This is a genomic window from Desulfovibrio cuneatus DSM 11391 (assembly GCF_000430005.1).
Taxonomy (GTDB): Bacteria; Desulfobacterota; Desulfovibrionia; order Desulfovibrionales; family Desulfovibrionaceae; genus Frigididesulfovibrio; species Frigididesulfovibrio cuneatus.
Window position 1 is genome coordinate 60,448 of the sequence record NZ_AUCY01000012.1, and the last position, 25,858, is coordinate 86,305.

General features: G+C 52.6%; 18 protein-coding genes. 10 read left to right on the forward strand and 8 right to left on the reverse strand.

Annotated features, from left to right (window positions below; all coding sequences use genetic code 11):
• The first annotated feature begins 105 nt into the window (after positions 1 to 105).
• Together G497_RS0102460 and G497_RS0102470 are read left to right on the forward strand one after the other, a co-directional pair.
• Positions 106 to 1,008, forward strand: a complete 903-nt coding sequence (locus G497_RS0102460; RefSeq protein WP_051257749.1) for a prephenate dehydrogenase — start codon at positions 106 to 108, stop codon at positions 1,006 to 1,008.
• Between the two features lie 456 nt (positions 1,009 to 1,464).
• The gene (locus G497_RS0102470; RefSeq protein WP_027186961.1) at positions 1,465 to 2,067 is read left to right on the forward strand and encodes a hypothetical protein; all 603 of its coding nucleotides are present in this window, start codon (positions 1,465 to 1,467) and stop codon (positions 2,065 to 2,067) included.
• Between the two features lie 161 nt (positions 2,068 to 2,228).
• Here G497_RS0102470 and G497_RS0102475 read toward each other — a convergent pair whose 3' ends face one another.
• The 5 genes from G497_RS0102475 to G497_RS0102505 all read right to left on the reverse strand — a co-directional run bounded on the left by G497_RS0102475 (position 2,229) and on the right by G497_RS0102505 (position 12,138).
• Positions 2,229 to 4,229 (reverse strand): tripartite tricarboxylate transporter permease, encoded by a 2,001-nt coding sequence (locus G497_RS0102475; RefSeq protein WP_027186962.1) that lies wholly within the window; start codon positions 4,227 to 4,229, stop codon positions 2,229 to 2,231.
• 339 nt (positions 4,230 to 4,568) lie between these two features.
• A complete protein-coding gene (locus G497_RS0102480) occupies positions 4,569 to 5,531 on the reverse strand; it encodes a tripartite tricarboxylate transporter substrate binding protein (protein ID WP_027186963.1) in 963 nt (320 codons plus the stop codon).
• A 1,123-nt stretch (positions 5,532 to 6,654) separates the two neighbouring features.
• Complete coding sequence (locus G497_RS20305; RefSeq protein WP_051257750.1) at positions 6,655 to 8,949, reverse strand: flagellar hook-basal body complex protein; 2,295 nt, start codon at positions 8,947 to 8,949, stop codon at positions 6,655 to 6,657.
• Between the two features lie 375 nt (positions 8,950 to 9,324).
• Complete coding sequence (locus G497_RS16325; protein ID WP_051257751.1) at positions 9,325 to 10,353, reverse strand: FlgD immunoglobulin-like domain containing protein; 1,029 nt, start codon at positions 10,351 to 10,353, stop codon at positions 9,325 to 9,327.
• A gap of 156 nt (positions 10,354 to 10,509) precedes the next feature.
• Positions 10,510 to 12,138 carry a flagellar hook-length control protein FliK gene (locus G497_RS0102505; RefSeq protein ID WP_027186966.1) on the reverse strand — a complete coding sequence of 543 codons (1,629 nt, stop codon included), beginning with the start codon at positions 12,136 to 12,138 and terminating at the stop codon, positions 10,510 to 10,512.
• A gap of 278 nt (positions 12,139 to 12,416) precedes the next feature.
• On the opposite strand from G497_RS0102505, the gene G497_RS0102515 reads away from it, so the two are divergent.
• Complete coding sequence (locus tag G497_RS0102515; RefSeq protein WP_027186968.1) at positions 12,417 to 14,186, forward strand: calcium-binding protein; 1,770 nt, start codon at positions 12,417 to 12,419, stop codon at positions 14,184 to 14,186.
• A 21-nt stretch (positions 14,187 to 14,207) separates the two neighbouring features.
• Here the strand turns inward: G497_RS0102515 and G497_RS0102520 are convergent, their stop codons facing one another.
• Positions 14,208 to 14,414, reverse strand: a complete 207-nt coding sequence (locus tag G497_RS0102520; protein WP_156907893.1) for a hypothetical protein — start codon at positions 14,412 to 14,414, stop codon at positions 14,208 to 14,210.
• Between the two features lie 66 nt (positions 14,415 to 14,480).
• Between G497_RS0102520 and G497_RS18830 the strand changes: the two genes are divergently transcribed.
• From G497_RS18830 to G497_RS16340, 5 genes are all read left to right on the forward strand, one after another.
• Positions 14,481 to 15,326, forward strand: a complete 846-nt coding sequence (locus G497_RS18830; RefSeq protein ID WP_051257752.1) for an esterase/lipase family protein — start codon at positions 14,481 to 14,483, stop codon at positions 15,324 to 15,326.
• A complete protein-coding gene (locus G497_RS0102530) occupies positions 15,323 to 15,838 on the forward strand; it encodes a PilZ domain-containing protein (RefSeq protein ID WP_027186970.1) in 516 nt (171 codons plus the stop codon). The genes G497_RS18830 and G497_RS0102530 overlap by 4 nt, the downstream gene beginning before the upstream one ends.
• A gap of 375 nt (positions 15,839 to 16,213) precedes the next feature.
• Positions 16,214 to 17,662, forward strand: a complete 1,449-nt coding sequence (locus tag G497_RS0102535) for a carbon starvation CstA family protein (protein WP_027186971.1) — start codon at positions 16,214 to 16,216, stop codon at positions 17,660 to 17,662.
• 659 nt (positions 17,663 to 18,321) lie between these two features.
• Positions 18,322 to 20,340 (forward strand): HD domain-containing phosphohydrolase, encoded by a 2,019-nt coding sequence (locus G497_RS18835; protein WP_027186972.1) that lies wholly within the window; start codon positions 18,322 to 18,324, stop codon positions 20,338 to 20,340.
• Positions 20,341 to 20,614: 274 nt separating this feature from the next.
• On the forward strand, positions 20,615 to 21,355 hold the full coding sequence (locus tag G497_RS16340) for a sulfite exporter TauE/SafE family protein (protein ID WP_051257753.1): 741 nt from the start codon (positions 20,615 to 20,617) through the stop codon (positions 21,353 to 21,355).
• A gap of 72 nt (positions 21,356 to 21,427) precedes the next feature.
• On the opposite strand, the gene G497_RS0102555 is transcribed toward G497_RS16340, so the two are convergent.
• Positions 21,428 to 23,299 carry a glycosyltransferase family protein gene (locus G497_RS0102555; protein ID WP_027186973.1) on the reverse strand — a complete coding sequence of 624 codons (1,872 nt, stop codon included), beginning with the start codon at positions 23,297 to 23,299 and terminating at the stop codon, positions 21,428 to 21,430.
• A gap of 204 nt (positions 23,300 to 23,503) precedes the next feature.
• Here G497_RS0102555 and G497_RS0102560 point away from each other — a divergent pair, with 204 nt between their 5' ends.
• A complete protein-coding gene (locus G497_RS0102560) occupies positions 23,504 to 23,713 on the forward strand; it encodes a DUF8462 domain-containing protein (RefSeq protein ID WP_500683357.1) in 210 nt (69 codons plus the stop codon).
• Positions 23,714 to 23,734: 21 nt separating this feature from the next.
• Here the strand turns inward: G497_RS0102560 and G497_RS0102565 are convergent, their stop codons facing one another.
• Positions 23,735 to 24,010 carry a hypothetical protein gene (locus tag G497_RS0102565; RefSeq protein ID WP_027186975.1) on the reverse strand — a complete coding sequence of 92 codons (276 nt, stop codon included), beginning with the start codon at positions 24,008 to 24,010 and terminating at the stop codon, positions 23,735 to 23,737.
• On the opposite strand from G497_RS0102565, the gene G497_RS0102570 reads away from it, so the two are divergent.
• The gene (locus tag G497_RS0102570) at positions 24,009 to 25,838 is read left to right on the forward strand and encodes an SLC13 family permease (RefSeq protein ID WP_027186976.1); all 1,830 of its coding nucleotides are present in this window, start codon (positions 24,009 to 24,011) and stop codon (positions 25,836 to 25,838) included. The genes G497_RS0102565 and G497_RS0102570 overlap by 2 nt on opposite strands.
• Positions 25,839 to 25,858 lie beyond the last annotated feature (20 nt).

Below are 25,858 nucleotides of genomic sequence, written 5' to 3' on the forward strand. Positions count from 1 at the left end.
TGTTGCCATAACATCAAAGAGTGTTGAAGAAATAAAATGATAAAATATTCACGGGGTAATTGACAAAAGATGAAATGACAGGGCATTCTTTACAATGATTGTGTTATGCTAGCTTGGGCATTTGCCTGTTATGCCATTTTTTACCGGGAAAAGACACAAAGAATGAGCCCTTACGCCTGTTTTTCCGTTGTTTCATGTGCAAGGCCTGTGCGTGTATGCATTATTGGGCACCATGGGCGCATGGGCCGCATGTTTACCGCCTTGTGGCAGCAAGCCGGGCATAGTGTGGTGGGTATTGACCGTAATACCGAAAGCACTGAAGACCCCCACATAAACCTGTTGCAGGTGAATATAGATACAGACGCCCTTGCCGCTGCTGTATTGGGGGCAGAGGTGGTTATGCTGTGCGTGCCCACCAATGCCTTGCCAGACGTACTGGCCTTGCTTGTGCCACTTTTGCAGCCCCACCAGGTGCTGGCGGATGTTTGTTCCGTAAAAACACTGCCTTTGGCGGCCATGTGTGCGGCCCATAATGGGCCTGTGGTGGGCACACACCCCTTGTTTGGGCCTGTGGCCACCAAAAAAGATTTGGCGGTGGCTGTTACACCGGGGGAAGGAACCCCTGAAACGGCTGTGGAACTGGTAGAAACGTTGTTCACAGGTATTGGTTGCCGGGTGTTTCGCACCACAGCGGCAGAACACGACAGGGGCGTGGGGTTTGCCCAGGCCCTGAACTTTGCTTCCAACGCCATTTATTTTGCCACCGTGGCAGACCAGTTGCCCGGCATAATGCCGTTTATTACCCCTTCTTTTCGCAGGCGTATTGAAGCGGGCCGCAAGCAAATGACAGAAGATGCCAATATGTTTATTGGGTTTATCAAGGCCAACCCGGAAATGGGGTATGCCCTGGAGGCTATGCGCAACGTGCTGGATGCCGTGGATAATGGAAACCTGGAACCAGTAGTGCGCAGGGCCCAGCACTGGTTTGGCACCAAGGGGGATAGGTAGTGGAGAAAGGGTGCTGGGCCGCAGCTTCTAAGCAGACTAAGTGTATGTTTTTTTTGTAAGTGCGTGCATAAAGTTCCTGCTTCCCCTTGACAGTAACACCTTTTGCTCATATACAATTAGTATAGAAATACAGCCGGAAATAGGGAAAAGTGTTTTTTCCTGTTTTTTGAATATGCAATACATTCAGTTGGTTACAATGTTTTTGTTGCATGGCTGGATACAATATATCCCAATGCATTTGTAGCATATGCAACATAGCTTTTGGGGTATGGTGAATACATGCGGAAACCCAACGTATTAACGCGATTTCACTTTGAAATTGCTCGGCGGGCGCAAGGCGGACACCTGCGAAGCATGTGGTTTTATTTCATGAAAACTGCATGTAACGTGAAATTTTCCAGGTGCGCTTTAGCAATGGGTATAACGCTTCAAAGTTGAACTGTTCTAGTGGATACTATGAAAACACAGATTGAAGAAATAATCCTTTCCAATGCTGCCAGTGCGGAGGCTTCTGAATACGGTGCCGTATTCAGAGCAGGGCAACCTGCGCCCACTGCAAGCCTGGCAGGCAGCATGGCAAGCGTAACGCCCACGGAAGATGTGTTGTATGACCCTTCCGTGGATACGGGTGTTTCCATGCCAGAATTTGTATGGGAGGAGGTGTCTTCTCTTGCTGGTGGTGGGGAAAGCTCGCGGGATATTTTAGGTTGGTCCGGGGAATATGACGATTCTCTGGAAAGTTTGTTGCAGTCCCCCACCTATTTGCTGTTTGAAGACTTACAAGGGCTCCCTTTGGCGGAGGATGACAATGACCCCCCTGCGGCAGTGAGGGTGCTGCCCGCCATGGGCGATGTGCTTGGCGGCCCAGGGGAAGAAGTGCCCCTTATGGCTGTTTCCCCGGCGATGCCTTCTGCTGGGTGCGTGGAAACAGGCCCGGTTATGCTGGAAGAAACCCTTGTGGCCCATGGCTTTCCTGTTATGCTGGAACAGACCTCCCCCAGTTCTGAATCTGCTGAGATGACATTGTTCCAGTTTTACTCTTCCACCACTATGAGTTAGGGAAACGCTGACTTTTTCCGATTGGCTTTGTCGCTACGCTTTTATTATAAAAAAATTTCCTCAAATAACATACGCATGAAGAGCAAACACTCTTCATGCGTATGTTGTTTGAGATAAATAATGCGAATAACGTAGCCAAACGGAAAAAATCAGTACTTCCCTTAAAAGAGAATGCCTTCCGGCGTGGGCACCAACAACAACAAGGTGAATACAATCCACACGGCAAGGCACACCCCTGCCCCCACAGCAACGCCCAGGCCCAGCCGTTTTGCCAGGGTTGTGCTGGGGTCGCCCAGGTAGGTTGCTGCCACGGCCATGAAGGCAAAAGACATGACGAAAAAGCCCACAACATTAATAAGGGCAAGGTATGCACCAGTAAGGGCCAGCAGCCCCAGCACCCTTGGCAGGCTTGTTAGGAATTCCTTGTCTTTGTAAGTAAACCCTTTTTTCCAGGCCAGGGCAAACAGCAGAAGGGCACCCACAGCAAGAAATGCTTGCAGGCCTATGGGAAAAACGCGGCCTGCGCCTTCAAGGTCGTGGTTGGCTGTGTAAAACAGGGCCGCCGTGCCCAAAAAGCACAGCCCGCTGAGCAAATCTGCCTTGCCACTTGTTTGGGGAAGAACTTCCTGTTCTGAAGGCAAGGGGTTGCCTTGTTCATCTGCTTCGCAGACAGTTTTTGCCTTGCGCCGTGCCAGAAATAACGGGGTAACGCAGGAAAGGGCTGTAAGCCCCATAAGAACAATAACCGTTTTACTGCTGAAGAACACCGTGCCAAGGTTTCCCATGGCTCTTGAAAGGTCCATGGATTTGCCCAGGTTTTCTTCAATCATGGGGCCAAGAATAATGCCAAGGGCCAGTGCCCCGGTATCCAGCCCAATGCGCCCGCCAAAAAAGCCTATCAACCCGAAGGCCAGCACCACCCATACATCCAAAAGGCTGTTGCGTATGGCATAAGAACCAATAACAGAAAGCACAACAATGGTAATGGCCACATAGTTCAGCTTTACGTTAAGCAGCCGGGCAATGATTTTAGCCAAAAAATAGCCCACAGGAATAAGGAGCAGGTTCCCCACTACTTGTGAAAGCATGAAGGTGTAGGCAAGGTCTGCTGTTTCTGTGAAAATTTTAAAGCCAGGCTGAATACCTTTGGCCAGCAAGGCTCCCAGAATAATGGCTGCCACTGCGCTCCCCGGAATTCCCAGGGTGAGCATGGGAATAAGCGAACCACCAATAACCGCGTTGTTGGAACTTTCACTGGCAGCTACACCTTCCACCACGCCTGTGCCAAAGCGTTCTGGCTTGGCGTCCCAGCGTTTGGCTTCATTGTAGGCAATGATGGAGGCGATTTCTCCCCCGGCCCCGGGCAGCATGCCTACCACTGTGCCAATGCCGGAAGAAAGCAGCAGCACTCGCTTGCAGTCTGTAAATAGTTTTTTGGCCACAGCGGTGAACACCCCTTTTTGGGGGTTGAAGGCCGCAATGTAGTCGCGCTTGCTGGCCACCAGCACAAGTACCTGGGAAAAGGAGAACAGGCCAATCATGGCGGGAATCACTTCAATGCCCTGCACCAATGGGTAAAACCCAAAGGTGAACCGGGTGGTGCCTTCCAGTGGGTCTATGCCAATGGTGGAAACAAGCAGCCCCAAAGCGCCGGAAAGCAGCCCTTTAAGCATGTTGCCTGTGCTCATCACGGCAATGGTGGAAAGGCCAAAAATACACAGCCAGAAACTTTCCGGCCCTTGAAAATTTAACGCAAACATGGCTAGGGGTCTGGCTGCAAGCAGCAAAAACAAAGCCCCCACCAACCCGCCAAAGGCAGAAGAAAGGAGGGAAGCATACAGGGCGGTGTCTGCCTTGCCTGCCTTGGAAAGGGGCCAACCGTCCCAGGTAGTGGCAACAGAAGAAGGCGTGCCAGGGGTGCAAATAAGGCAGGCTGAATTGGACCCACCGTAAATGGCTCCAATGTAAATGGCCCCAAGCATAATCAGGCCGCTGGTGGCGTTCATGGAAAAGGTCATGGGTACCATAAGGGCAACTCCCATGGTGGCGGTAAGCCCTGGCAGGGCCCCCACAATAATTCCCCCTGCCAGCCCACATAACATCAGGAAAATATTGAGCGGTTCTACCAAGTGCCCCAATGCCGGCAAGAGATTCTCATACATAGGTACTCCAGTTAGTCTGAAAAATTGTGTCCATTACCCAATTGGGGCACATTCCCGCACCACCAAGGTAAAATAATGAATATTTACTGGCTATCTGATGGAAATATACAGGGCGTTTTTTTGGCAGAAAAACGCCCTGTATAGTATGTTGTAACCGTAATACGTCTGTGAGTGTTCCATTCCCTCGGGAAATTTTTGAGAACAATGGAAGCTTGAGAATGCTCAACCGTTCTGAGCGTTTGTTCTGTACGGATTTTTTGCAAAAATCCTTGCCACGAAATAGGCGTAGGCGAGCTTTTCCCGCCGTTAAGCGACTATTTCAAGTGGTACATGCTTTCATTACTTATTTTTCAGTAACCCGGCTTTTTCCAGTGTGGCTTTGGCAATGTCGTTTTGCTGGCGCACATAGGCTTCAAATGCTTCGCCGTCCATATATTCTGCGGGTTGCCCTATGGTTTTCATTTCTTTGAGGTAGTCGGGGTTGTGGGCAATTTCAGAAAAAATGCGGCGTAGCTCTGCCAAGTGTTCCTTGGGAATGCCCCGCGGGGTCACAAACGCCCGGCGAATATCGGAAACAATGTTATAGCCCTCTTCTTTCAGGGTGGGCACATCTGGCAAAAAGTCTGTAAAGCGTTTTTCTGCAGCAATGCCCAGCACGCGCATGTGCTCCAGGCTGCGCATTACGTCGTTGAGGTTACCAAGCATTACATCAATTTCTTTACCCAGCAGGGCTGCATTCTGGTCTGCTGCGCCCTTGTACACAACGTCTGTTATGGGGAAGGGGTACTTGGACTGCATGTCAAGCAGCATCAGGTGGTGGCCGGAAAAACGCCCCACAATGCCCAGCTTGAGCTTGCCGGGGTTTTTTGCGGCATAGTCCATTACTTCTTTGACACTTTTGAAGTGGCTGTCTTTATGCACCACAATGCACTGGGGGTCGTTTACCACCTGGGCAATGTAGTCGAAGGAGTCGATGGAAAATTGGGCATTTTGCCCCAGGGGTTGCAGCACAATGTGGGGCACGTTTACGCCCCCAATGGTGTAGCCGTCGGGCTTGGCCTTGGCAATTTCCCCAAAACCAATGGCACCGCCTGCCCCGGTTTTGTATAGGAATACCCAACTTGGCAGTTTCATTTTGTCCCAATACTGCTGCATAACGCGGGCTTGCACGTCGCTTGAGCCGCCAGCCGTAAAGGCCATGATCATGGTGACGTTTTTTTCGGGAAATTTGGCGGAAGCGATGCCAGCCATAAGGCCAAGGCTGAGGAATACGGTGGCTGCTGCGGTAAATACCTTTCGCATACTGTCTCCTTACACAAGGGGTGATTACACGGCATGGGCTACACAATAACAGGCGTGATTGTGCTTTTTGGTACAAACGCATGCAAGATATGCGCCAAGCTGTACTTGTCTGATATCATATAAAATATTGTGTTGCATAACATACAGAAAATGCCCATATGTAGACATTCTGTCTAGATATGGGCATTTGGAGCGGAGTGTGTTGAGTTTCTAAAACAAAAACCCCTGGCACGGGAGGGATTATCGTGCCAGGGGTGAGGGGGGGGATTTGTTCCGGAAGGCCTGAGGGGGGGGCCTCCGGAAATTCCTGGGAAACGCTCAGTTATTCCGTTTGGCTGCGTTACTTCACTTTTTTTGAAACAGTCGAGGACGGAAGAGTTGACTCGGCCCGTCCTGGGCCTCGGCCTTCGGCTCCCGCCCTGCGGACGGTTTCCAATTCCGCTTTCCTGCGGAATTGTCACTCCTGCTTCAAAAAAAATTCGTGCCTTGCCAAACGAAAAACTGAGCGTTTCCCAAAGGCCATTATAAACGTGTTTCCCTAAGGAAAGAATACTATTGGGCTGTGTAAAATAATCTTGTCACTCTCTTCAAGGCGCATAAAGAATCTGCCATGCCGGACGAATTCTGCATAAGGAGGGGTGTGGAATTGGCTCCCTCCGAGCACAATTCGCCTGTCTTGGCAGAGTATACCGCCCTGAATCATCTGTAATTCCATTCCAACAGCACTTTGCTGCTGTGGACAAGGCAATACCTGCGGGGGGATGACGGCGCAACCTGTGAACATATAATTGCTCTGGTGGTTACCCTGCCACTTCCCTGTGGCTGCCCCTGTGGCTTCCTTGCGGTAGCCGTGGGGGCCGTCTTTCCGTTTGTAGCCGTGGGGGTTGCTTCCCTGCGTACCCCAAGGCCTGCCCGTGCAGGTGGTTGCTGCCAACAGTGTGGCAGCAACAGCCCACATTTTTCCACCAGTAATAAAACTGGTGTAAATATCCCTAGGAAATGCTGAGTTTTTCGTTTGACGAGGCGCGAATCCTTTTGGGAAGCGGGGGCTGGACTTCTTTTGTCCTGCCCCGCTTCAAAAAAGGCGAGCAACGAAGTTCAAACGGAATAACTCAGCTTTTCCTTATCTCTTCATCTGAATCACGGTGTCTAACATGGTATCAACCGTGGTGATGGTCTTGGAGTTTGCCTGGAATCCTTTCTGGGTTGTGATCATGTTCACAAATTCCCTGGAAAGGTCAACGTTGGATTGCTCCAGCGAGTTGGAGTTGGTGGTGCCAAAGGTGCCTGTGTTGGCAGCCCCGGTTATGGGCATGCCAGATTCACGCGTTTCCGTGAACAGGTTGCCGCCTTCCTGGCGCATGTTCTGCTTGCTGTGGAAGTCTGCCAGGGTAATTTGATACAGTTCCAGGGTTACCCCGTTGGAGTAACTGGCGGAAAGTACCCCGTCCTGGTTTACACTCACGTTACGCAGTTCACCAAACGTATACCCATCCTGCGAGGCAAAACGCTCAAAGAAGTTGTTGCCCGTGTTGTTGGTAAAGCTGGTGCTGGCCGGGTTCTGCAACTGGGCGTTTTGGCCCATGCCGGGGTTCAGTGACGTTTGGGTTGCCTGAATGGGGTTCCCGGCGCTGTCCAAAAGGAACTTGGGGTTTACGCCAACTGCCGGAGTTGTTGTTGCCACAGGGGCAGCATAGTTGGGAACTCCCTTAAGGTCGGCAATTTGGGCAGCAGTGAAGTTCTGCGGTGAAGCTTGGTTTGTGAGCGTCCAAGCTGCTGGGTTTGGGTTCCCCCCAGTAGTGATTTCATAAAAATTATTCGGGGCTGCATTATCACGGATGAATATTTGCCCGGTTGAATTGGCAAATACTTCACCTTGAATGTTTGGGGCACCTGGAATGATTTGTTCCCCCAGGGCGCTATATACCCAATCCTGACTATTTGCGAGTAGAGAGTTCAGCCCCGCAGCTTCCCCAGTGCGTACTCCCTGCGAGGTGTTGCGTTGGACAAATATCAGGCCTGCAACGTCTACTTCACCCACAGGTAAGGCTGCTTCTGGTGTCCATGTAATGGCTGGGGGCCCGACAAATGGCTGTGGGGGAAATCCGGTAGGAGGCGTTGCAATGCTCGATTTTTGGAAAAATAGCGGGTTACCTGCGCTGTCTCGCTGCACTTTATAAAAGTCGATGGCATTAGTAGAGTTTACCAGGCTGGACCAAGCACCTATGGTAGGCGGCATGGCAGGGTCCCAGGTAGGGCTGTTGCTGCGCAGGCCCAGGTTCAGTTCAATAATGCGGCCATCAGCCTTTCTGTTCACAGTAGGCGGGTTCACGGTGGTGTCCCACACGTTGCTGCTTTCCGGGCGGCCCGTAAAGTTGGGGTTGAACATGGGGAAGCCGTTAGCGGAAATGGGCGACTGCACCCAGTTGTCCAGGTTGCCCATGTCGTTGTCGCCGGGCACATAGGCGGTTTGGTCGCGCATTTGGCCGGAGCTGTCAAAGGTCAGGGTGCCTGCCATAAGCAGCCCCTTGTACTTGGGGTCAATGGGGGTGGCGGTGTTGTCTGTAAAGTTGCGCTGGTCTTTGGCAGGGTCCATGGTGACAATATATTCCCACACCACCTGGTTGTTGGTCATGTCGTCAATATTAGTTTGGTTGGTCTGGGTAACCCGGTCAAAGTAAATGGTCAGCTTTTGGGCTTGCCCGCTTTCATCAAACACTTCCATGGTGCTGGAAAATGCATAGGAAGCGCTGCCCAGCGGGGTAATGTTGCCCAGGCTGTTGGGGGTGGCATCCCATTTTTTCAGCAGGGAGAAGAACGGGTCGTCCGGGTCGCTGCTTTTGTCGTTGCCCTGGGCAGAATCCAGGTTCAGGGCCAAGGTCATGTTGGTGGTGTGGCGTGGGTCCACGCTGAACTTGTCCAGCTTGATGTCTACAGGGGTGCCTGTGCCGATAATGCGCGAACCCGTGCTGGAAACAGCCCCGGTGGAAGCCAGCAGGGAGCTGGATTCGTTATCTACCTTCCAGCCTTGCAGGGCATAGCCGTGCGGGTCTACCAGGTAGCCTTCTTTGTTAAAGCGGAAGTTCCCGGCGCGGGTGTAGTAGGTGGTGTTGTCGTTAATGGGCTTTACCTGGAAAAAACCGTTACCGCCAATGGCAATGTCTGTGGTGGTGGTGGTGGTTTGGAAGGCGGCCTGGGAAAAGTCTTTCATGACAATGCCAACGCTTGTGCCGCGCCCTACCTGCCCAATGCCGGCAGCGGTGCCTATTTCCTGGTACACGAAATCTTGAAAATCCATGCGTGAACCTTTGAAGCCCACGGTGTTGATGTTGGAAATGTTGTTACCAACCACGTTCATGGCTTCGCCGTGTACGAGCAGACCAGAAACGCTGGTCCACATGCTTGCTGTAAGGCTCATGGTATCCCTCCAAAGAGTATTACAAGGTATTGAAGCTGGCGTGAAAGTACGCCTTTGCGCCAAAGGGCGCGGTTATTTACTGTAAGAATCGGCAGGGGCGTGGCAGGCCTTGTGGGCGTGTGCCTTGCCAAACGAAAAACTGAGCGTTTCAAACTCTGCTTAATGCAGAGCTTCACCAAAATTTTTGCCTTTGTGCTGCCCCGTGTGCCAGGGCAGTGTGCTGCCATTGTAAAGAGGCAGGGCGCAAGGCAAGACCCCGCACATTTTTCCCGGTGCCCTGGTGGGGCTGCCCGGCAATGCGGCATTTTTTTCCGCTTGCCAGCCCGCCATAATGGGGGCTGGCAGCGTATTCTTCAGGGGGTGTAACCCTAAGGCTTATTCAGCCTTGGTTACCTGTGTTTGCATGGTGGCGGCTGAGCCATCTTCCTTAGTGCCGGAAAGCACCACTATGTAGTTGCCGTCTGCCTGGCTCACACCATTGCTGTCTTTGCCGTCCCACGTGTAGGTGAAGTCGCCCTTCACCTTGGCACCAAGGTCTTTGGTGTATACTAGGTTGCCAGCGGTGTAGTCTGCATAGGATTTGTAAACGGCTACGCTTACGTTGGGCAGGCCTTCTTCCAACGTGGCCTTTACCTCTTCTATGGAAGCACCGGACTTTTTCACCACTTCCGTGCCAGTACCGCTGGGCTTTTGCAGCTCTTTTGGGGAGGTTTGGGTGATGAGGTTCACATCGTTAAAGCGCACTGTTCTGCCGTCGTTAAGGAACAGTTCGTGGTTGCCGTCTTTGGAAGAGCGTACCCCAATAACCGTGCCTTCGGATTCCGTTTCAATAAGCACACTGCTACCGTCTGCCCGCTTGCCGGAAAGGACGATGGAGTATGTGCCGTTGGGCGCTTCCACACCAGAGTTGGTTTTGCCGTCCCACACCACTGGCTGGGAGTCGTTGGCGGGCAAAGCGCCTGCCTGTTCGCTGCGGATAAGGGTACCCAGGCTGCCGTCCGGGTTGGTGGCGTACACGTTAATGGTGCAGCTTGCCAGCTTTTCCGGAATTTTAGCGTACAGCGTGGTGCTGTAGCCGTCTCTTTTTGTTACATAATCGCCTTTGGCCACCACGTGGTTGCCAAGCAGGCTGGCTGTGTTGGTAAGCTGCTGCTGGGCCTGGCTTTCAGTGAGTTTTTCAATGCCAGCATTAATGTTTTGCAGTTCTTCCACAGAGGTGAACTGGGCAAGCTGAGCAATGAATTCTTTGTCTTCCGCCGGGTTCATGGGGTCTTGGTGCGTAAGCTGGGCAATAAGCAGCTTTAGGAAGGTGCTTTTGTCCGTTGCAATGCGGTCGTTCCCGCCTGTTGCGGCGTTTACGCCTTTTTCATATTCACCAAGAATGCTATCAGCAGCAGGTGCCATAATAAACTCCTAGAACATTTGAACTTTGAAAAGTTGCATTCATTTTCTGCAGCACACATGGGCAACTTCAAGCAGCCTATGGTGATGTTTGAATAAACGTACCCGCTTCGCGGGTGTCCGCTGTGCGTTCACAAAGCATTTCAAAGTGGAAATGCTCTATGCGACTATGTGCAGCCCTTGTTCCCTGCCAGCAGGGGTGGTGGTTGCAGTACTCGCTTGCACGCTTTCCCCTGCTTCACGGCGAAGCTGGGCAAGGCGGGCAAACCGCTGTTGTTCACGGGCTTCCTGCATGAAGTTATGTTCATGCTGGCCCTGCTGCCATGTGTGGGAGGAAGAATCTTCCCGCACGTTGGTTTGCACATCTATTTCTGCAACTTTGATGCCGTTTTCTTCAAGTTGGGCCTTGAGCTCTGTAATTTGTTCTGTAAGAGCGGCGGCACTCTCTTTATTTTCCGCCTTGAACACAGCTTTCAGTTCCCCTTCCTGCATGCTCAGCACCAGGCTCACTTTGCCAAGGTCACCACTGGAAAGCTGCATGGTCAGTTGCTGGCCCCCGTTCTGGGTGCTTTGCAAAATACCCTGTTCCACCTGGGCAAAAACTTCTTGCTTCAAGTGGGTGGTGGGCATGGGCTGGGCAGGGGTTTTTGCTTCCTGCGCCATGGGGCGGTCAAGCTGCACATCAAATGCGTTGAGCATTTCACGCACGGGGTCTGCTACCGGGGCGGCCTTTGGGGCTTCCTTCTGGGCAGCCTGCTGGACCTGTTCCGCATTGGGAGTAAATTGCTGTTTGCCTTTGGTTGCTTCCTTCTGCCCTTCCTTGCGCAGGTTTTCCTGGTGTTCGTGCAGGTCTTGGGAAACTTCCATATGCTCTTCATGGCTTTTGGCGTCGCTTTGCAAGCCTTCGCCTTCTGCCTGTTCAAACGCGGCGCTGCGCATGCGTAATTCACTGGCAATGTTACGGCTGCCTGCCCGCATGTCTGCGGAAGGGCCACCAAGCTCTTCCAGCTTGGCTGCTTTCAGGGCTTCATCAATGGCTGGGCGCAAAGAGCGCAGCATGGTTTGCTGGGCCAGCTCTTTTTCCCCCAGTTCTTTGTCTACCTGGGCAAGCAGAGTTTTCAGTTCGCCCTTGTTCATGGCGTCTAACTGGTGCTCAATTGTTGCCTTATTAATATTTTCGCGGGCGGCACTACTCACGTCCAGGCTACGCAGCAGGGCAGCAATTTCAGCCGGGTGGACTGAAAGGGTGCTTTCGTCCATGTCTTCAATTTTCTGGGAAATGCGCTTCCAGGCAGCAATGCCTTTGCCTTCTTCCCCCATCTGAATCAGCTCTTGCGATTCGTCGGTGGTAAAGCCAAGTTTTTTCAGCAACTTTTCGCAGTCTGCCCGTTCCAGGTCGTCAAGCCCGGCAGAAGCGCGGGAAGAGCCGGAAAGGGCACCAAAAATACGCCCCACAGTCATGCTTTTGCCTGAATCTATCAGGTCGTCCAGGGTGTTCATGCTGCTTTTGGGGGCATTGCCTTCCTGCAGCAGACCGCGCAAGGCATCGGTTTTGGTGCGCCCAAGCACGGAGCCGGGGGTGTCCAAAGCGGAAAACCCTTTGGGCACGCCAGTATAGTCAGTACGCCCAGGTTCGATGAACGAGCTGTATACATCGGAAAAGGAGGAACCTTCCTTTTTGCGTGCGTCTTCTTCTGCCTTCTTGGCATCTTCTTCTGCTCGTGTGGCAAGTTCTTCCGGGGAATATGTATTGGAGTACAGGGATGTGTCTGTGGGAAAAAATTGCATGATGACTCTCCTTGCAGTTCCTAGTTACAAACTCTGTGCCAAGTGGGCCACAAACAGGTGGTGTTTCATTTTATTCAATAAAAATAAGGAATAAACCGTTTGTCGCCGGGGGCACGTTTTGCCCCATATTGCTGAATAAGCATTTTCTGTGCCAGGTAGAGGGTAAAATCTTTCCTGCTACTATTAAGAATGTACCCGTTGTGCCGATATAGAAAAAGACGTCATCAAAGAACTTGTGTCGGCAATCAATCAGCGTTTCCTTAAATAAGGAGAAGGCCATGTATATTTCAGGAATGATGTCTGCTTCTTTCACGCAAGCTTCCCGGCGGGCCAAAAAGCCCATGCGCATTGGCACGGAGTTAATGCCTCTTACGTCTTCCATGGGGTCAGCCAAAAATGACGCACGTAAGGTGGTTGCTCATGACAAGCTGGACTTAAGCGGCATTGACGCCAAAAGCCTGCAAGCCCTTGCAGCCATGCAGGGGCAAGAGCGCACATTTACTGTGAACAACATGACCATGACCCTGAAGGAAGATTCAGATGGTTCCCGTACCTTGCTGGTGAAGCAAAAGGGGCAGGAAGACCAAACTTTTACCTTCACAGGGGATGCCCGCCTTGTGCAGGGAAAAAATGGCCAGATGGAACTTGTTTCCGGCAAGGAAGCTCTTTCCGGCGGGGTACTGCGGGCACAAAGCGAAGGGGAAGTGTTACTGCGCCAAGACGCAAAAGTGGTGGACACCGGGAAATTTTCTGCTTCCGTGGTGAGCCTTGGCAGCGGCCCTGCCACCTATACCAGCTCCGGCGGAAAAACCGTGTATACCGGGGTGTTCAATGAAAGCACCATTACAGATACCGGGGGCGAAGCCTCATTTTTCGGCTTGTTCAACAAATCCACCGTTAGCGTCACGGGCATGGGCAACTTTGATGGGGCCTTCAAGGACAGTTTTGTGCAGGGGGGCAAGGGGGGCAACACGTTCCATGGCAGCTATGCCTCTTCGGAAGTGCGCGGGGATGCTGGCAAGGATATTTTTTCCGGCAACTTTATCCACCAAAGCAAGCTGTTCGGGATGGATGGCAACGATATATTCAATGGTGTGTTTTCCCACTCCGAACTGGATGCGGGCAAGGGCAACGACTCCATTGGGCGCGAAGGGATGCTGGTATACAATGAAGTAGACAAGCTCTATGACCTTGCTGCCACCATTATGGATTCCACCATTGTAGGCGGCGAAGGGGACGACACCTTAAATGGCGTTATGGCACGCACGCAAAGCGACCTGGGCGAAGGGGACAATACGGCTTTCGGGCTGTATGTAGACTCCACCCTGACCACAGGCGGGGGGAAAGATACGGTAAACGCCCTGTATGGCAAAAACTCAAAATTTGTCACTGGCGACGGGGATGATTCCCTAAGCATAGCCACCGCTGTTGGTACTGAAGTGGATGCGGGCAAGGGCAAAAATTCCGTGCTGTTTGGGGTGCCTGAAGGGGAATTCATGACTATGAATACCAGCACAGGCAGCACTGTGACCATGAATGACCTGCTATTTTCGGGTTCCTTGGTTGGCCCTAAGGCTGATGCCTTTGGCAAGGTGGAGCAGAACCACGTTTCTGCCATGGACCCCAAAGGAGAAACCACGGTTACAGCGTGGGTTGACGGCATTTCGCACCTGCTTACCTCATTTGCCGAGTCTCCTGAAGACGAGGAAACCAAAGCCCAAAAGGAAATGGAAGAGAGTTACGAAAAGCAGGAAACTGAACAGGCAAGCGGTGCCACCAGCAGCCACAACGCGCAAGCAACGGAAGAAGCCCTTCCTGAAATGACAGAGAAAGAAAAGGCTATTGCCGCCAAGGCAGAAGAAGAAGCAGAGTGGATGCGGAGTCATGCTTCAAATTATTATGCCGTACGTTTCGCCCAGCACAACGGGGCCATGCAGGACATTAACGGTGAAAAAGACTATTATAAACCCAAAGAATTTCCCGTTAAAGACGATATTGTTGTGAACAAAAAGCGCAAGGCCTTGCTTGCCTATGGAGTGTGGACATAAGCCCACATGACACCTGTTTGCCTACTGCACAAAATAATAGCTTTCCAGTAAGTACGATTGCCCAATGCGCTCCATGCATTGGTATAGAAAGCGTTTCATGCGTGGGGCGGCCTCGGCATTTTGCACCAGTGCTTCTTGCAGGGTGGTGAACTTGTTGCGCCGCCGGGGCACAATGCAGGGGCCCACTATGCGTGTTTGTAGCGGGCATTTGCGTATAGGGCAAGGCATGAAATTGCCTTTGGTTACGGCTTGGGGTATAGGAGAACTGCATGTATTCTCCATCCTAGGAATCATATGAAGCTCCTCTTTACCTTGCTTGGTGTGGCCCTTGGGCTGTATGCTGTGTTTGCCCTTGGGTCTAACCTGCTTTATTGGCGCTGTGTGCGCCGTTTTCCGTGTGCGGCGTTGCCTGCCCCGGCATTTTCCGGCAGGGCATTTGCCGCCATGCTGTGGCGCACGGTTGTTTCCCAATTGTGGGAAATGTTGTGCGTGCCCAAAAGCATTTACTTGCGCAAGCGTTTTGAGCATGCCACAACACGCCATGCCCCGGTATTGTTGGTGCATGGCATTTATCAGAATCAGGCTTCCTGGTTTGGTATGCAAAAGGCGCTGTATGGTGCGGGTTATGCCTCTACCTGTTATGTGTACCGCAGTTTTTATACTTCCCTCGAAGGATTGGCTGACGGCCTTGAAGAAGCGGTGGACCGGCTGGAACGACGGTTCCCCGGTAAAAAGCCTGTGGTGCTTGGGCACAGCCTGGGGGGACTTATTGTGCGGCTGTGGCTGATGCGCCCTGGCAATGGGCAGCGGCTTGGCGGAGTTATCACGTTTGGCACCCCCCATGAAGGTAGCCAGCTTGCCCACTTTGCCCCTGGCCAGCTTGCTAAAAGCCTGTGCCCTGGCTCCCTCTTTTTGCGCCAACTGGCAGCAGCCCACACGGCCCCTTCTTTCCCAGCCCATGCGTTTTGTTCCCCTACAGATGAATCGGTGCAGCCTGCCGCTTCCCTGTTGCCCCCTGCGGGGTGGCAGCTGCATGGCACAGAGCCGTGCAGCCATTTGGGGCTTCTTTTTAACAACAATGTCATTGCCCGGTGCATTAGCTTGCTGGGCCAAATAGCTGTAAGTGAGAGTCCCATATGAACCGTTCCCCACTCCAAGTTGTTACCTCTGTTAAAACGCTGTTTCGGCTTATGGAAGATTTGTCTGAAGCGTCCCTGTATTCTGCCTCAATAGCAAGCGGGGGCAGTGCTGTGCGTGAAGCGTTTTGTGAAACGGCCCGCCTGCCGGAGGCAGTAACGCGCTTTCTGGTGGAAATGGATAAAAAACTGGATATTCTGGTGGGGCGGTTCCAGCAAGAGTCTCTTTCCACGCACTTTCCTTCCCAGGGGCGCTTTGTGGCCTTAAGTGCCACCGGAGCAACGTTGCAGTGCCGTGAACCCTTGGCCCCCGGCGACTGCCTTGAGCTGATACTTGTGCTGCAAGAGTTTCCCTTTGTTTCGGTGGTGTGCCGGGCCATGGTTGTTTCCTCCCTGGCAGACAGCGTGTATGCCGTGGCCTTTCAAAGTGTGGAAGAAGATGACAAGGAACGGCTTATTCAGTTTATTTTTCAGGAAGAACGCCGCCATATTCGCAGTGCCAAGGTTATGAACTAAAGCATTTCAATTTTGCAATGCTCTGATTTTGGTCTTTGCGGCGTAATGCATTGCCTTGGAACAAAATTATTGTGGACTAACTACTGTAATACATTAAAAAGAATAGCTTTTATTGCGCTTTTATGCTATTTTGCTTTAGTTGCAAAAGAATATATGTTGGTACTGCTACCTGTTGTGGTGGCAGCGGTGCAACTTCGTGTTCCTGGGCAGTTCTGCTCTAGGTTCCCGTGTAGGAAGGATGCCGTGGGAAATGGCCACGCCACCATTCACTTGAAAAGATAACCTGCCTCTGTGCAGCGGTTGAATATATAAGGGAGTCTGCAGTACTATGCAGGCAATGGATGTTATTCACAGTTATTGACCAAGGAGATACATATGAGTGGATCTGTCTTTTTCCTGCTGAGCATTGTGTTGCTTGTGGCAGGGTACTTTGTGTATGGGGCCGTTGTTGAAAAAATTTTTGGCCCGCAGGAACACCGTTCAACCCCAGCTGTACGCCTGGCTGATGGTGTGGATTTTGTGGAAATGCCCACCTGGAAGGTGTACCTTATTCAACTGCTGAACATTGCAGGCCTTGGCCCGGTGTTTGGGCCCATTCTTGGTGCCCTGTATGGCCCGGTGGCCCTGCTTTGGGTTATATTCGGGTGCATTTTTGCAGGGGCCGTACACGACTACTTTTCCGGTATGCTTTCCGTGCGTTCCAATGGTGCTTCTGTGCCAACGCTTGTAACGGAAAACATGGGCAAGTTTGCCGGCCAGTTTATGGTCTATTTTTCCGTACTGGTGCTGCTGCTGGTGGGTGTGGTGTTTGTTACCGGCCCCGCAGGGTTGCTCAGTAAAATGACGGGCATTAACACACTTACGTGGGTTATTATCATTTTTGTCTATTACTTCCTGGCTACCTGCCTGCCCATTGACATGATTATTGGCCGCATTTACCCGGTATTTGCCGCCATTTTGCTGTTTATGGCTGTAGCCCTGCCCATTGCCATGTTCTACCAGGGCTACACCGTGTTGCCCAACCTTGATTTTTCCACCAATACCCACCAAAGCCTGCCTGTGTGGCCCATGGTGTTTATTACCATTGCTTGCGGTGCCATTAGCGGCTTCCACGCCACGCAGTCGCCCATGATGGCACGCTGCCTGCAAAATGAAAAATTGGGGCGTAAGGTTTTTTATGGCGCCATGATTGGTGAAGGCCTTATTGCCCTTGTGTGGGTTACCCTTGGCCTTTCTTTCTATGAATCCGCTGAAGGGCTGCGCAATGCCCTTGGCCCCAAGGGCAACGCCGCCCTGGTGGTTAGCGAAATTTCCAACACACTGCTTGGTACCGGCCTTGGTGGTACCCTGGCTGTGCTGGGTGTTGTTATTCTGCCCATTACCTCGGGCGATACCGCATTCCGTAGTGCCCGCCTGACCATTGCCGACCTGCTGAAAATGCCCCAGCAAAGCATACCCAAGCGGTTGATTATTGCTGTGCCGCTGTTTGTTATTGGGGCAGTCCTTTCGCAAATGGATTTTTCCATTATCTGGCGCTACTTTGGCTGGGCCAACCAGACCCTTGCCATGTTTATGCTGTGGACCGGGGCCATTTGGCTTGCACGCCGCAGCAAGTTCCACTGGATTTGTTCTGTGCCAGCCACCTTCATGACGGCCGTGTGTGTTACCTACCTGTGCTTTGACAAAATTGGGTTTGCACTTTCTTACAACTCGGCCAACATTGCGGGGGTAGTGGTTGCTATTCTTGCCCTGGTGCTGTTCATGGTAAAGGGTACCCAGCCAAACCAGGCCCTGATTGATGAAGACGCCAAGTGGCAAAAATAAGTGGGCATGTGCTGCCGGGTGGGAATGCCCGGCAGCACATACTCTAAAGCATTGTCACTTGAAAGCTCTGGGGTACATGCGTGGGCATGAACCCGTTGCGTAGGCATAAGCGCTATGTAGCCAAAAAACAGTTGGCTGCAAGCCCGTATTTCAGCCCGGTATCTGCTTTGGTAGTGCCGGGTTGCGTTTAAGGAACAGGCCGGGAAATGCATACTTTTTCCGGCCTGTTCTCTCTTTTTTTTCACCCTGCCGGTACAATGCGTGGCACAAGGGAAAACGTTGATTGGATGCGACAAAAGTAACCAAATGTGTATTTTGTGAACAAAAATGCATGGAAATAGTTGCATGGCAGGCGTGGCTGACGTATGTAATACAGACATCAATGCACCTTCCGTTATGCTTAATGGTTTGCATGGCTTTTAGAGATGAGGATTTGAGTTCACGCACCCTCGTGTAACTTGTTTTAGTCCTGCGGGGCAGTTCTTTTCTCTTGTTCATGCAAGCATGTGCCAAATTTGTTTTGGTGGCGTTTACCCAGCGTTTCTGAAAACCTGGACAGCGCGGCCCGCATGGCATAAGCCGGGAGACTTTTACATATAAGTGCCTGCTATAATTCTTGAAAATACGTTTATGGCAAAGGCATTACCTTGGAGTGAACCATGGAAGTAATACTGCGGGGGGTGCGTGGCAGCATAGCCAACCCTTCATCAGAAACATTGTTTTACGGGGGCCACACAACCTGCATAGAAGTGCGAACCAACGAAGGGGCGCTCATTCTTTTTGATGCAGGTACTGGCCTTTTTCAAATGAACAATTATTTGCCTGTTCATAAAGAGTGCCATATCTTTTTTACGCACGCCCATGCCGACCATATTCAGGGGCTATGCTTTTTCAAGCCTATGCATGACCCGGAATGGACAGTGCACTTATATGCCAGCAAAGCAGTGCAGGAAACTCTCCTTGGTTATCTTGCCGGGCAACTGTTTCCTGTGCCTTTCCAGAGCTTCAGGGGCAATATTGTTTGGCATGTTGTTGAAGCCGGAAAAATGGTTCAGGTAACCAGTGTGCATGGTACCCCGCAGCAAGGCGTGCAGGTGGAACCGCTTGCCGCCCACCACCCGGGAGGTGGCTTTGCTTATAAAGTACATGGCGATGAAGGCGTGTTTTTTTACAGCGGAGACCATGAAATTTCCCCAACTCCTGCTGCCCGTGAGTCTGCCCAGGCCCTTTTACGCGGGGTAGACCTTGCCGTGGTGGACGCCATGTTTGGCAAGGAAGATTACCAGCCGGACTGGGGCCATTCCATGTGGGAAGAATGGGTTGCCAGCGCGGAAGTTGCTGGCGTGGGTTGCCTTGTGCTTTCACACCATGAACCCACGCGCAGCGACCGTGTTCTGGATCAGTTGCAGCACAAGTTGCAACGCATGGAAAAGCCCGGCGGGCCCAAGCTGCTGGTTGCTAAAGAAGGGGACCGCTTTTTCCCCCCCCAGGTGCCAACCTTTGTGGCCCAGCCAAGTGACTGGCTTCCCCTGTTTTTAGACAGTCTTTCCCGCTACCGGGAAGAAAGCAGCATTCTTGACCGTATTTTGGCCAAAAGCCGGGAAGTTACCGGGGCAGATGCAGGCACAGTGTTTGTGGCAGAGGGCAATGAACTTGTTTTCGCTTACACCCACAACGACAGCCTGTTTTCAGTAGACACAGCTTACAAGCATGCCTATTCAACCCTGCGCATTCCCCTTTCCATGGAATCTATTGCGGGCTACACCGCCATTACAGGCACGGTGCTGAACCTGCCAGACGTGCGTCAATTGCCAAAAAACGTGCCCTACGCCTTTAACAACACGTTTGATAACAGCACAGGCTACCGCACCCAGTCTGTGTTATGCGTGCCATTTTACCACATGGGCGGGGAAATTGCCGGGGTGTTGCAGCTTATTAACAGTCACGATTCCCACACAGGCAAGGTTTGCCCGTTTTCCCCCGGTTCAGAACAGTATGTGAAGTTGCTTGCCAGGGAAGCCCGCAACATTCTGGAACGCGGTTCGCTGTTGCGTAAGCATATTTACCGCATGCTGCACATGGCCGCTTCCCATGACCCTGCGGAAACAGGGCCCCATGCAGAACGTGTGGGTGCCATTGCGGCAGAGCTTTATCAGGTGTGGGGCAACAGGCAGGGCATAAGCCTTGATAAAATACGCTATGAAAAAAGCTGCATTCGCCTTGCCGCCATGCTGCACGACGTGGGCAAAGTAGGGGTAAGCGACCTTATTCTGAAAAAACCGGCAAGCCTTACAGATGATGAATTTACGGTAATGCGCAGGCACACCACCATGGGGGCTGCCATTTTGTACCCTTCCGGGGAAGACATTGCCGACATGGCCTATGAAATTGCCTTGCACCACCACCAAAAATGGGACGGCACAGGGTATGCGGGGGGAGAAGGCCATGGCAAACTGGTAGGGGAAGCAATTCCTTTGCCAGCCCGCATAACGGCCCTTTCCGATGTGTTTGACGCCCTTGTTTCCCCCAGGTGCTATAAAAAAGCCTGGCCGTTTGATAACGCCATGAACCTTATTCGTGATGAGTCCGGAAAGCACTTTGACCCGGCACTGGTGGATTGCATGGAAGAGGTATATGCGTTGTTGCCTATGATATATACTCGTTTCCCCGACAGCTAAAGGAAACGCTGATTTATTCCGTTTGGCGACGTTACTTCGCCTTTTTTGAAGCAGTCGAGGACGGAAGAGTCCACTCCTGCTTCAAAAAAAGCTCGTGCCTTGCCAAATGAAATAACTACGCGTTTCCCTTGCGCTATGTAGAGATATGAGCGTGAAAGCACAGTCCCTATTTTTCAGTAAGTTGTAGCTTCCCCGTAAAAAATGTTTACGCCTAGCCAAACGAAAAAACTGACCACTTCCCATTTATACCCCCTCAACACAGGTGTGCGCACGTATGGAAACAGATGTTTTGCTTTGGTTTGCCGCAGGGTGGGTATTTGGCGGTTTTGTGAACGGCGTTACCGGGTTTGGGGCAGCCATGGCTGCCATGCCACTGGTTTCACTGGGTATGGGCATGAACATTGCCGTTCCTGCCAATTCACTTATGGTGCTGGTGGTAAGCCTGTACCAGGGCTGGCGCTACCGCCGCAGTGCTGATTGGGGCCGGGTTATGCCTGTGTTGGTAGGGGCTGTTCCCGGTGCTTTGTTGGGGAGTTTTGCCTGGCGTGTGTTGCCTGTACAGTATATGCGCCCTGCCTTGGGCCTTTTCTTAATAGCGTATACGTGTTGGGGGTTTAGCCAAAAGAATGCCCTGGGCACGGTGGTGCGCCGGGGTTGGGGCTATGTGGCAGGTTTTTTTGCCACCACCTTTGGCGCGGCTTTTAGTTTTAATGGCCCCCCATTGGCTATTTACACCTCCCTTTCCGGCTGGGGAAAAGACGCCAGCAGGGCAGGGCTGGGTGTGTTTTCCGCCACCACCAGCCTGATGATGGTGCTTGGCCAGGGGCTTGCGGGCATGCACGGGGTGCATACTTTGCTTGCCATGCTGGTGGGTATTCCCGGTGGCCTTGTGGGGGTGTATGCAGGGGTGCGCGTTTCCCGCAACATGAACAATGCCGTGTACCAACGCCTCTTGTTTTGTTTTATTGGCCTGAGTGGTGCCGTTATTTTTGTGCAGGGCATGCGGGCTTTGTAAGGGGGCTTTTCCGGCAGCATTTCAAATGTAAGGCCATTGCAAAATGAAGTTTTGCAATGGCCTTGCTTTGTATTACTGCCTAGGCCGGAGTGCTTTGCCACCTGTGCCTAGGAGCTGTGCCATAAGCCCGCCTGGGTCGTGCCGTACCAGGGTACGCAGGAAATCATCTTCTTTCCCTACGGCGCGCGCACTTGCCAGTGCTTGTTGTGCCAGGCATATGCCCTGGCCCACAAGGAAAAGTTGCAGGCACGTAACGGACTGCTCCAGCAAGTGCCGCCATGTGGGGTGTAGTGGCGGGATTTGCTGTTCTGCCTGCGCTGCATGTGCTAACTGCCCAGGCTGACTATGCGCTTTATCCAGCAGCAGAATATGGTAGCCAGGGCACATGTTCACAAAGGATGTCAGATGGCGCTGTACCGCAACCGAATGTGGGGCATGTTGGCGGGCCAATAGTAGCCATTCCAGGGCTGTGGTTGCAAGCATGTCCTTTTCAGGCTGAAAGGAAAAGCCTGCATGCGCAAGGTGCCCGTGTGCCCGTAGCAAGGAAGCCAGGTGAATGCACATTTCTTCGCGTTGGGGAGCGCCTGCACCCCGTTTTGCCCCCAGGCACAACTGGTAGCGCGTAATTGCATCCACCTGATTTTCCCGCAGGGCCAGGCACATAGCCACGGAAAGTACTGGTAATGAGCTGCCGGGATGTTGTGGGGCATCTGTTGCCGCATTGCCCCCCCACTGAAGGGAACGCTCCTGGGCTTGTGCGGTTATCATGGCAGCAAGGGCCAATGCCTCTTGGGTGGTGTTGCTTTGCTGCACCTGCTGGTGCTTTGCAGCGGTACCAGGGTGTTCTGCCACAGGGGAACTGCCCTTAGGCGCATCATTGCAAGCTGCCGGGGTATCTTCTGCCAGCAAGCAAATACTCATGGCCATGGCGTTGCCCGCAAGCGTTGCAGCAAGCGGGGAACGTTGCCACACCCCCGCAGCAAGGGCCGCGCCTTGGCGGGCTGTGTCGGTAGCTGGCAGGTTCACCCTGCCGTTACGCACATGCCAGGCAAGGGCAAGCCAGAGAAGCAGTTTGGCTTCTGGCCCGGTGGCCCTGTTTTGGGTAAGCCCTGCACCATACTGCAACAGGGAGTGTGCCCGGTGTGCTGGCAAATGCTCTGCCTGCACCCGCAGCCATGCCTTGTGGCCCATGGCTTCTGCCTGGTTTGGGTGTTGCATGCCCCAGTGAATATGTTCCAGCAGTTCCAAAGCGCTTGTATAGGGCAAATATTCTTTACCGGGGCAAAGCAGGGCGTTTTGGTCTTCCCCCACCTGGGGGCTCAGCACAAGGCATCCTGCTGCGGCTACTTCCAGCAGCCGGAAGTTCACTTCCCCTGCAATGGTCTCATTGGGTACCATGCGGGTGTTGGCATACAGGGCCATCATATCTTGCAGGGTGCCTTCCTGGCTGTGCACAAGGCCACATTGCTGTTGCAGCAATGCTACAAGCCAGGCGCGGGCGGGGCGTTCTTGGGTAAGGCGTGCCCACAGGGCCAGGGGGTTGCGGCGGTTGGCATGGGGTTGCCAGGGCATGGCCTGTGCCGGGGTGGCAAAGCGCAGTATTTTTTGGGGTGCCAGGGGGTGGGGCGCCTTGGCAAACAGGGAAATATGCGGGGTAAGCAGGCCATCAAAGAGCAAGGCATAATACTGTTGCCAGTAATGGTTCAGGTGGGTGTCTATTGCCCAGAACAGGGTGGGGCAGGCAAGGCCTTCCAGTCCTTGGAGCAAGGTGCGCCTACCCAGGTGTTCTACCTGAATGAACAGCTCTGGCTCTACCTTGTTGGCTGCAAGAAATTTGGGCAAATGCAACACACCCCCCGGTGAAGCAAGGGGGGCAACCTTGTGCCCGGCGCTTTGCAGGGCATCCGTGAGGGCTGCTGGTGCATCAAGAAGGCAAATACGCATGAGTGTTCCTGCTATAACTACCAATAATTGCTGTTTATGGCTGTTGTAAGCCTATCGGAATATGGTGGTATTGCAATAGGCGAGGGGTGTGGAATTTTACTCCATATGATTATTGACAATTGTTCCTATAAAACGCATTATTTGAGGGAACATTGTGTGGGGCATACTGGCTGTGGGTTGTTATTTCAGCCCTGTTGTGTTGCCATGCAGCTATTCTCAATTTTATTCCAAGGAGTAATTCATATGAAAGACCAAGTACTTGCCGCCATGGTGAAAGCGGGTAAGCCCGTGCGCCCCGGTGATATTGCCAAAGAACTGGCTGTGGATTCCAAAGACGTGAGCAAAGCCATTGACGCCCTGAAAAAAGAAGGGAAAATCCATTCCCCCAAGCGCTGTTTTTACGCCCCTGTGTAAAGGAGGCAAGCGATTTTCCGCTTAACAGCGGTATGCTTGTGTAATGGTTTGGCTGGTTATTTTGCTCATGGCAGAATAACCAGCCTTTTTGTTGGCGCACATGGCTTTTTCAGGAAACAAAGGAATGGAGAGTGTGTTTCCCTCTTGATGATTCAGGTCATGAGGCGTACTATGGGCGCACGCTTGGGGAAGAGTTGCTTTGCCGTTGCAAAGTTCATGGGTTGCACCGCCGGTTCCCCACCGGGTGCGCCGCAACGTGGCCCAATTTTGTTCTGGGCCAGTAAATGAGTCGTTCATGCTTCAGTGGGATATGCTTATTGCCCTGCTTACCCTGGCAGGAGCCGTAGGGTTATTGGTAAGCAACCGCTTACGCAATGACGTAGTGGCTGTTCTTGTTATTCTTACCCTGATGATTTCCGGCGTGCTGGACACAAGCGAGGCTCTTTCCGGCTTTTCCAGCAGCGCTGTTATTATTATTGCCTGTATGTTTATTGTGGGCAAGGCCATTACCCACACGGGCATTGCCCAGCGCGTGGGTGAAGGCATTATTCGTTACGGCGGCACCAATGAAAAGCGGTTGCTTGCCATGATTATGGGGGCAGCCGCCACTGTGGGGGCCTTTATGAGCTCCACAGCCACCGCCGCTATTTTTACCCCCATTACCCTGAATGTGGCGGAAAAAGCCAACCTGAACCACAAGCGCCTGCTGTTGCCCCTGGCGGCGGCGGCCCTTATTAGTGGTATGATGACTCTGGTGGCCACCACCGCCAACGTTGTTACCAACGGGGCCTTGCGGGAGCAGGGGGTTGAATCGCTTTCGTTTTTCAGCTTTACCCCGTTTGGGGTGGTTACGCTGCTGCTGGCCATTGGCTTTATGGTGCTGTTTGGGCAGAACATGCTGGCCCCCAAGGGCAGCAAGGTGGAACGCAAAAAAGAACCGTGCATAGACGACCTGTTGCAATACCACCAGCTTGATCAGTTTGAATACTTGCTGCGGGTGCCTGCCCATTCCGACCTGGTGGACAGAACCCTGGCCCGTGTACAGTTGAATGCCCGCTACCACATTATTTTGCTGGCCGTACAAAGCGGGGAACACAACAGAAGAGCCCCCATTACCTCGGCCCGGCCAGAGCGGGTGTTTCTTTCCGGTGATTTGCTTATGGTTATTGGCAAGCCGGAAAATGTAATGGCCTTTGCGGAGCGCTTTTCCCTGCACACCGTTTCCGCCAGTGCTGGCTTGCGCCGCTCGTTTTTTCAGGTGGTGGGCATTGCGGAAGTGATGCTGAACCCGGATTCGTCACTTATCGGTAAGTCATTGAAAGAAACCCAGTTCCAAACCTTGTTCCAGAGCATGGTGCTGGGGGTGCGGCGCAAGGGCCAAACCATTACCGAAAACATTACGGACCTGCCCTTGAAGTTTGGCGACGTGCTGCTGGTGTGTGGGGCCTGGAAGAATATTCTGCGCCTGGAACAAAACCGCGACCAGTACCTGCTGCTTACCTTGCCCCAGGACCATAAGGAAGTGGTGCCCTTCCGGCATAAGGAAAAAACGGCACTCATCATTCTTGCCATTATGATAAGCCTGATGGTGTTCAACGTGCTGCCCCCGGTCACCGCCATTCTTACGGGCACAGCGGCCTTGCTGCTTTCGCGCTGCGTGCCCCTGAACTCCATTTATAATGTAGTAGACTGGCAAACCATTGTGATGATTGGCGGCATCTTGCCCCTGGCTGTGGCCTTGCAAAAAACCGGGGTTATTCCCGTGGTAACAACATGGTTTGTTGCTACCTTTGCCACAGTGAACCCGCTGGTGGTGCTCACCTGCCTGTTCCTGTTCACCGTACTCATGGGCAGCTTTATTTCCAACTCCGCTGTGGCGGTACTGCTTGCCCCCATGGCGGTGGATGCCGGCATGAAGCTGGACATTAGCCCCCAGGCCTGCGCCATGGTTGTGGCTATTGCCTGCTCCGCCTCCTTCATTTCTCCCTTCGGCTCCCCTGTGAACATGGTGGTGCGTGAACCCGGCGGCTATGCCGTGAAAGACTACGTGAAGGTGGGGGTGCCCCTGCTGGGGCTTTCCCTGGTGGCAACGCTGTTTTTGTGCTGGTTGATGTATTTGAAGTAGCAAGAGTCTTTGCTGAAACA